Origin of the sequence: Achromobacter sp. UBA5777 (genome assembly GCF_002418565.1) — a bacterium.
Lineage (GTDB): Bacteria > Pseudomonadota > Gammaproteobacteria > Burkholderiales > Burkholderiaceae_B > Achromobacter > Achromobacter animicus.
This window is the reverse complement of record NZ_DIEJ01000161.1, coordinates 54,104-60,440: the sequence shown is the minus strand read 5'-3', so window position 1 is coordinate 60,440 and position 6,337 is coordinate 54,104. Positions and strand designations below refer to the sequence as shown.

5 protein-coding genes and 1 pseudogene are annotated in these 6,337 nt (G+C 66.0%); 2 read left to right on the top strand and 4 right to left on the bottom strand.

What is annotated here, in order from left to right; translation table 11 throughout:
• Window positions 1-244, bottom strand: a pseudogene (locus B3446_RS12695) (DNA mismatch repair protein MutS); the annotation flags it as partial.
• Window positions 231-1,190: a thioredoxin-disulfide reductase gene (gene trxB, locus B3446_RS12690; protein WP_291381471.1), complete on the bottom strand. Its 960-nt coding sequence runs from the start codon at window positions 1,188-1,190 to the stop codon at window positions 231-233. The pseudogene B3446_RS12695 and the gene trxB, both read right to left, overlap by 14 nt.
• A gap of 42 nt (window positions 1,191-1,232) precedes the next feature.
• On the opposite strand from trxB, the gene B3446_RS12685 reads away from it, so the two are divergent.
• Together B3446_RS12685 and lolA are read left to right on the top strand one after the other, a co-directional pair.
• A complete protein-coding gene (locus B3446_RS12685; protein ID WP_175123135.1) occupies window positions 1,233-3,614 on the top strand; it encodes a DNA translocase FtsK in 2,382 nt (793 codons plus the stop codon).
• Window positions 3,611-4,237: an outer membrane lipoprotein chaperone LolA gene (gene lolA / locus B3446_RS12680; RefSeq protein WP_409558275.1), complete on the top strand. Its 627-nt coding sequence runs from the start codon at window positions 3,611-3,613 to the stop codon at window positions 4,235-4,237. The genes B3446_RS12685 and lolA overlap by 4 nt, the downstream gene beginning before the upstream one ends.
• A gap of 141 nt (window positions 4,238-4,378) precedes the next feature.
• Here the strand turns inward: lolA and B3446_RS12675 are convergent, their stop codons facing one another.
• Together B3446_RS12675 and B3446_RS12670 are read right to left on the bottom strand one after the other, a co-directional pair.
• Window positions 4,379-4,816, bottom strand: a complete 438-nt coding sequence (locus B3446_RS12675) for a RidA family protein (RefSeq protein WP_175123134.1) — start codon at window positions 4,814-4,816, stop codon at window positions 4,379-4,381.
• A gap of 39 nt (window positions 4,817-4,855) precedes the next feature.
• On the bottom strand, window positions 4,856-6,325 hold the full coding sequence (locus tag B3446_RS12670; RefSeq protein ID WP_291381467.1) for an N-acyl-D-amino-acid deacylase family protein: 1,470 nt from the start codon (window positions 6,323-6,325) through the stop codon (window positions 4,856-4,858).
• Window positions 6,326-6,337 lie beyond the last annotated feature (12 nt).

The window sequence follows — 6,337 nt, the reverse complement described above, 5'->3', positions numbered from 1 at the left end:
TGGCGCGGCGCAGGGCGGGCGCGGGTTCCGCGGGGGGCCTGTGCGAGACGCGTTCCGTGTGCCGGATCGGCGTGACGGACTTCATCGAACGCTTGAACGCCGCCAGATCGTCCTCGGGGGGCGATGGCGCGCGCGCGGACGCTGCCGCCGCCCGTTGCGGGGCGAGGGCGGCGCGCTCGCGCTCTTCCTGCAGGTCTTTCTTCAGGCGTTTCAGGTCGGCCACGCCGACCTTATTGCCCCGCATTCTCCAACCACCGTTGGGCGTCCAGGGCGGCCATGCAGCCCGTGCCGGCGCTGGTGATGGCCTGGCGGTAGACGTGGTCCTGCACGTCGCCGGCGGCAAACACGCCGGGCACCGAGGTCATGGTGGCCATGCCGGACAGGCCGCTCTTGGTGACGATGTAGCCGTCTTTCATTTCGAGCTGGCCCTGGAAGATTTCTGTGTTGGGCTGGTGGCCGATGGCGATGAACGCGCCGGTGACCGGCATGTCTTCGGTCGTGCCGGTGTCCACGTGGCGAACACGCACGCCGGTCACGCCGCTGTCGTCGCCCAGCACTTCTTCCAGCGTGTGGAAGAGCTTGAGCTCCATGTTGCCGTTTTCGACCTTGCTCATCAGCTTGTCGACCAGGATGGGCTCGGCGCGGAACTTGTCGCGGCGGTGGATCAGCGTGACCTTGCGGCAGATGTTGGACAGGTACAGGGCTTCCTCGACGGCGGTGTTGCCGCCACCGACCACGACCACGTCCTGGTTGCGGTAGAAGAAACCGTCGCAAGTGGCGCAGCCCGACACGCCGCGGCCCATGAAGGACTGTTCGGACGGCAGGCCCAGGTATTTGGCCGAGGCGCCGGTCGCGATGATCAGCGCGTCGCAGGTGTAGATCTTGCCGGTGTCGCCGGTCAAGGTGAAGGGACGCTTGGAGAGGTCGACCTTGGCGATGTGGTCGAACAGCATTTCCGTGTTGAAGCGTTCGGCGTGCTTCTGGAAGCGTTGCATCAGATCGGGGCCCTGCACGCCATCCGCGTCGGCCGGCCAATTGTCGACGTCCGTGGTGGTCATGAGCTGGCCGCCTTGGGCCAAACCTGTAACAAGAACAGGGTTAAGATTGGCGCGTGCCGCATAGACGGCCGCCGTGTAACCGGCGGGGCCGGAACCGAGTATCAAAACTTTAGCGTGCGTAGGCGTGGACATGGGCAGGTATCTTTAGGGTAACGCCCAATTATAATGAGCCGCATGCCGCGTATCTCGACTGCTTCTCCGCGCGCCTCGCGCAACACCCGCAACGGACCTTCACCGCTGCAAACGCGCATTTCCGCGTTGCTGCGCGAAGCCCGCTGGATCCTATTTGCCGCCCTGGCGGCCTGGCTTACCCTGGTGCTCGCCACCTGGAGCGCGTCCGACCCTGGCTGGTCGCACTCGGTTCCGGGCGATGTCGTTCGCAACCAGGGGGGACGCCTGGGCGCCTATCTGGCGGACATCCTCCTTTATCTATTCGGTTTTTCCGCCTGGTGGTGGGTCATCCTGCTGCTGCACCGCGTGCGCGCCGGTTACCGGCGGCTGGCCGCGCAGTTGCGCGTGGCCAATAGCAAGCAGCCCGAAGTGCTGCCGCGTGTTCATTGGGAAGAGGGCATCGGCTTCTTTCTGCTGATGGTGGGCTCGCTGGGCATGGAAGCCCTGCGCCTGGCTAGCCGCGGCACGCACCTGCCGGGCGCCTCGGAAACGGCCAGCGGCGCGGGCGGGGTCATCGGCCAGATGCTGGCCGGCCTGATCGGCAGCAGCATCGGCTTTACCGGCGCCACGCTGGCCTTCCTGGTCATGCTGGCCATCGGGCTCAGCCTGTTTTTCTCGTTTTCGTGGCTGGCGGTGGCCGAGCGCGTCGGTTCCTGGCTGGAAGGCCTGGTCCGCAAGATGCGCAATTCGTATACCGCGCGTCAGGACCGCAAGGTCGGCGAAGTCGCCAAGGCCGTGCGCACCGAACAGGTCGTGGCCAAGCAGGAAAAGCTGGTGCACGAGCAGCCGGTGCGTATTGAACCGGCCATCACCGTCGTGCCCAAGTCCGAGCGCGTTGAAAAGGAAAAGCAGCAATCGCTGTTCTTCCCGCCCACGGGCGGCGCCGAAGGCGACCTGCCCACCCTCGGTCTGCTCGATCCGCCCCTGAACAATCAGGAAACCGTCTCGGCCGAGACCATCGAATTCACCTCGCGCCTCATCGAAAAGAAGCTGGCCGACTTCGGCGTGTCGGTCACCGTGGTCGCCGCGCAGGCCGGCCCGGTCATCACCCGCTACGAGATCGAACCGGCCACCGGCGTGAAGGGCAGCCAGATCGTCAACCTGGCCAAGGACCTGGCGCGGGCGCTCAGCCTGGTCAGCATCCGCGTTGTTGAAACGATTCCCGGCAAGAATCTGATGGGGCTGGAACTGCCCAATCCTCGCCGCCAGATGGTGCGCCTGTCCGAGATCCTGGGTTCGCAGACCTACCACGCCAGCCATTCCGTCGTCACCATGGCGCTGGGCAAGGATATCGCCGGCAATCCGGTGGTGGCCGATCTGGCCAAGATGCCTCACCTGCTGGTGGCCGGCACAACCGGGTCGGGCAAGTCCGTCGGGATCAACGCGATGATCCTGTCGCTGCTGTACAAGGCCGACGCCTCGCACACCCGCCTGATCCTGATCGATCCCAAGATGCTCGAAATGAGCGTCTATGAAGGCATCCCGCATTTGCTGGCGCCGGTCGTCACCGACATGCGCCAGGCGTCCAACGCGCTGAACTGGTGCGTGGGCGAAATGGAAAAGCGCTATCGCCTGATGAGCAAGATGGGCGTGCGCAACCTGGCCGGCTACAACACCAAGATCCGCGATGCGATCAAGCGCGAAGAGCCGATCCCCAATCCGTTCTCGCTGACGCCCGATCAGCCCGAGCCGCTGTCGCCGCTGCCGACCATCGTGGTCGTCATCGACGAGCTCGCCGACCTGATGATGGTCGTCGGCAAGAAGATCGAAGAACTCATCGCCCGCTTGGCGCAGAAGGCGCGCGCCGCCGGCATCCACCTCATCCTGGCCACGCAGCGTCCCAGCGTGGACGTGATCACCGGCCTCATCAAGGCCAATATTCCGACCCGCATCGCGTTCCAGGTGTCGTCCAAGATCGACTCGCGCACCATTCTTGACCAGATGGGTGCGGAAACGCTGCTGGGTCAGGGCGACATGCTGTACATGCCGCCGGGCACGGGCCTGCCGGTGCGGGTGCACGGCGCTTTCTGCAGCGACGACGAAGTCCATCGCGTGGTCGAGAGCCTGAAGTCGCAGGGTGAGCCCAATTACGTCGAGGGCCTCCTGGAAGGCGGCCTGGACGGCGACGGCGCCGAGGGCGCCAGCAGCGTCACGGGCATCGGCGGCGACGCGGAATCAGACCCGATGTACGACCAGGCCTGCGAAGTCGTGCTCAAGCATCGCCGCGCGTCGATCTCGCTGGTGCAGCGTCACCTGCGTATTGGTTACAACCGTGCGGCCCGGTTACTCGAGCAGATGGAGCAATCGGGTATGGTGTCGGCGATGCAGTCCAATGGGAACCGCGAGATCCTGGTTCCCGCAGCCGCCGCCCGAGAGGAAGCATGATGAAGACGTATCAACGCCTGGCCGCCGTTGCGGTTCTGGGCCTGTCGCCGACCTTGGTGCTGGCCGCCAGCGCGCAGGAGCAATTGCGCGCCTTCGTGACCACGGTCACGTCGGCCACGGGATCGTTCTCGCAATACACCGTGAACGATCAGGGCCGGACGCAGCCCGCGCAGACCGGCGTGTTCTCGTTCCAGCGGCCCGGCAAGTTCAAGTGGGCCGTGCAAAAGCCCTATGAGCAGCTGGTCATTTCCGACGGCCGCCAGGTGTTCCAGTTCGACCCGGACCTGGCACAGGTCACCGAGCGCAAGGTTGACGCCGCCATCGGCACTTCGCCTGCGGCCATTCTCTTTGGCTCGGGATCGCTCGAGCAATCCTTCGACGTGTCCGCGTTGCCCGCCAAGGACGGCGTGGATTGGCTGCGCGCCAAGCCGCGCACGGCCGACGCCGGGTTCTCGCGCGTGGACATCGGTATGAAGAACAACCTGCCGGTGCGCGTGGAACTGCTGGATTCGTTCGGGCAAACCACGCGCGTGGACCTGTCAGGCATTCAGGCCAACCCGCAACTGCCCGCCAAGGAATTTCAGTTCACCGCGCCCAAGGGCGTGGACGTGGTGAAGATGTAGCGCGGTGCTGGCTCCAGCCCAATGCAGAATGCCCGGTGAAAACCGGGCATTTTCGTTTTGACGGCGGTGTCAGACACCTTCCGTTAGCATGCGCCCCGCCGCCGGGCCGCCCCAAGGCGGGGCAGCCCCCTTTGGGGGCAGCTAGACCACGTTGGTGGTCGCGGCGTGGGGGCTCCTATACGCGACGCAGTCGACTTCCACCTTGGCGTCCACGACCAGGCTCGACTGCACGCAGGCACGCGCTGGCGGATTCGCGCCGAAGTACTCCTTGAACACCTTGTTGAACGACGCAAAATCCCGCGCGTCGTCCAGCCAGACGCCGCAGCGCACGACGTGTTCGGGACCGTAGCCGGCTTCCTGCAGGATCGCCAGCACCTGCTGGATGGCCTTGTGGCTTTGCGCGACGATGCCGCCTTCGATCACTTCGCCGTTGTCCATCGGCACCTGGCCGGACACATACAGCCAGCCGTCCGCGGCGACAGCCCGGGCGAAGGGCATGTGCGAGCCGCCCTGGCCGGTGCCACCGGCCACGCCGTAGCGGGTGATGCCGTTGTTGTCGGGAGTGGGGGTAGCGCTCATGGGATGGTTCTCCTTGAAGATGTCCGGATGCCGCCGCGGTCAGGCGGCCGATAGATCGGGGTAAGACTTTCGCAGGTCGCCGCTGCGCGGCAGCCAACGGCCGGCGCGCTCGCCGGTGGCCCGGCCCTTGCGGTAAGACAGGACGCCGTTGACCCACACCGCCTCGATGCCTGCCGCAGTCTGGACGGGCTCAGCGAAAGTGGCGCTGTCGATGACGGTGTCGGGGTTGAACAGCACCAAGTCAGCGTGATAACCCTCACGCACGAAGCCGCGCCCGGCCAGGCCGAAGCGCGCGGCGGACAGGCCGGTCATCTTGTGCACGGCCTGAGCCAGCGGAAACAGGCCCACGTCGCGGCTGTAGTGGCCCAGCACGCGGGGAAAGGCGCCCCACAACCGTGGATGCGGCATGGGATCGTTCGGCAGGCCGTCTGATCCGACCATCGTGAGGCGGTGCGACAGCACACGGCGCACGTCGTCCTCGTGCATGTTGTGATACACCGCACCGGCCGGTTGAAGCCGCTTTGCCGCTTCCAGCAGCGTCACGCCCCAGTCGGCCGCGATGGCCGCGAGCTTGCGGCGCGCCTGTTCCGGATGCGGCTCGGACCACGTGATGTCGATGTCGAATTCGTCCGTGACCTGCTTTAAGTCCAGCGTCGACGAACTGGCCGAATACGGATAGCAGTCGCAGCCCACGTGCTGCATGCGCCCCGCGTTCTCCAGCGCGAACAGCACCTCTTTCGTGCGGCCCCAATTGCCGGCGCCCGCGCATTTCAGGTGCGACACCACCACCGGCACGCGCGCATGCAGGGCGATGTCGAAGGCTTCCTGCATGGCCTCCAGGATGGCGGCGAACTCCGAGCGCAGATGCGTCGTGTACAGCGCGCCGAACTCGTCCAACGCCTCGGCCAGCAGCTTGACCTCGGCCGTATCCGCCTCGAACGCCGATGCATAGGCCAGGCCCGTGCTCAGGCCGATCGCGCCGTGCGCCAACGCATCGCGCAACTGTTCGCGCATCGCCAGCACTTCTTCCCGCGTCGCCGCCCGGTCCAGCCGGTCCATGTGATTGCTGCGCAAGGCGGTGTGCCCGACCAGCGCGGCCACATTCACCGCCGGCCCCGCGGCCTCGATGGCGCGGGTGTAGTCGGCAAAGGTGGCGTAGCGGAAGTCCTCGCGCTTGCCCAGCAGGTTCATCGGGTCGGGCGGATCGCCGCGCAGCGACACCGGCGAGGCGCTGATGCCGCAATTGCCCACGACCACCGTCGTCACACCCTGGGACAGCTTGGGCAGCATGTCCGGCGTGCGGATGACGTTGGTGTCGTCGTGCGTGTGGACGTCGATGAAGCCTGGGGCCAGCGCCAGGTCGGTGCCGTCGATGATCTGACGCGCCGGGGCGCCAGGCAGGTCGCCGATGGCGGCAATGCGGCCGCCTTCCAGCGCCACGCTGGCGCGGATTTCCGGACCGCCGGAGCCGTCCAGGATCCGGACGTTGCCTATGAGGGTGTCGTACATCTTGGTTTCCAG

What these genes read in the sequence shown, in the direction of transcription:
- B3446_RS12670 (WP_291381467.1), bottom strand. Translation starts at nt 6,325, where the DNA reads ATGTACGACACCCTCATAGGCAACGTCCGGATCCTGGACGGCTCCGGC.
- B3446_RS12675 (WP_175123134.1), bottom strand. Translation starts at nt 4,816, where the DNA reads ATGAGCGCTACCCCCACTCCCGACAACAACGGCATCACCCGCTACGGC.
- B3446_RS12685 (WP_175123135.1), top strand. Translation starts at nt 1,233, where the DNA reads ATGCCGCGTATCTCGACTGCTTCTCCGCGCGCCTCGCGCAACACCCGC.
- trxB (WP_291381471.1), bottom strand. Translation starts at nt 1,190, where the DNA reads ATGTCCACGCCTACGCACGCTAAAGTTTTGATACTCGGTTCCGGCCCC.
- lolA (WP_409558275.1), top strand. Translation starts at nt 3,611, where the DNA reads ATGATGAAGACGTATCAACGCCTGGCCGCCGTTGCGGTTCTGGGCCTG.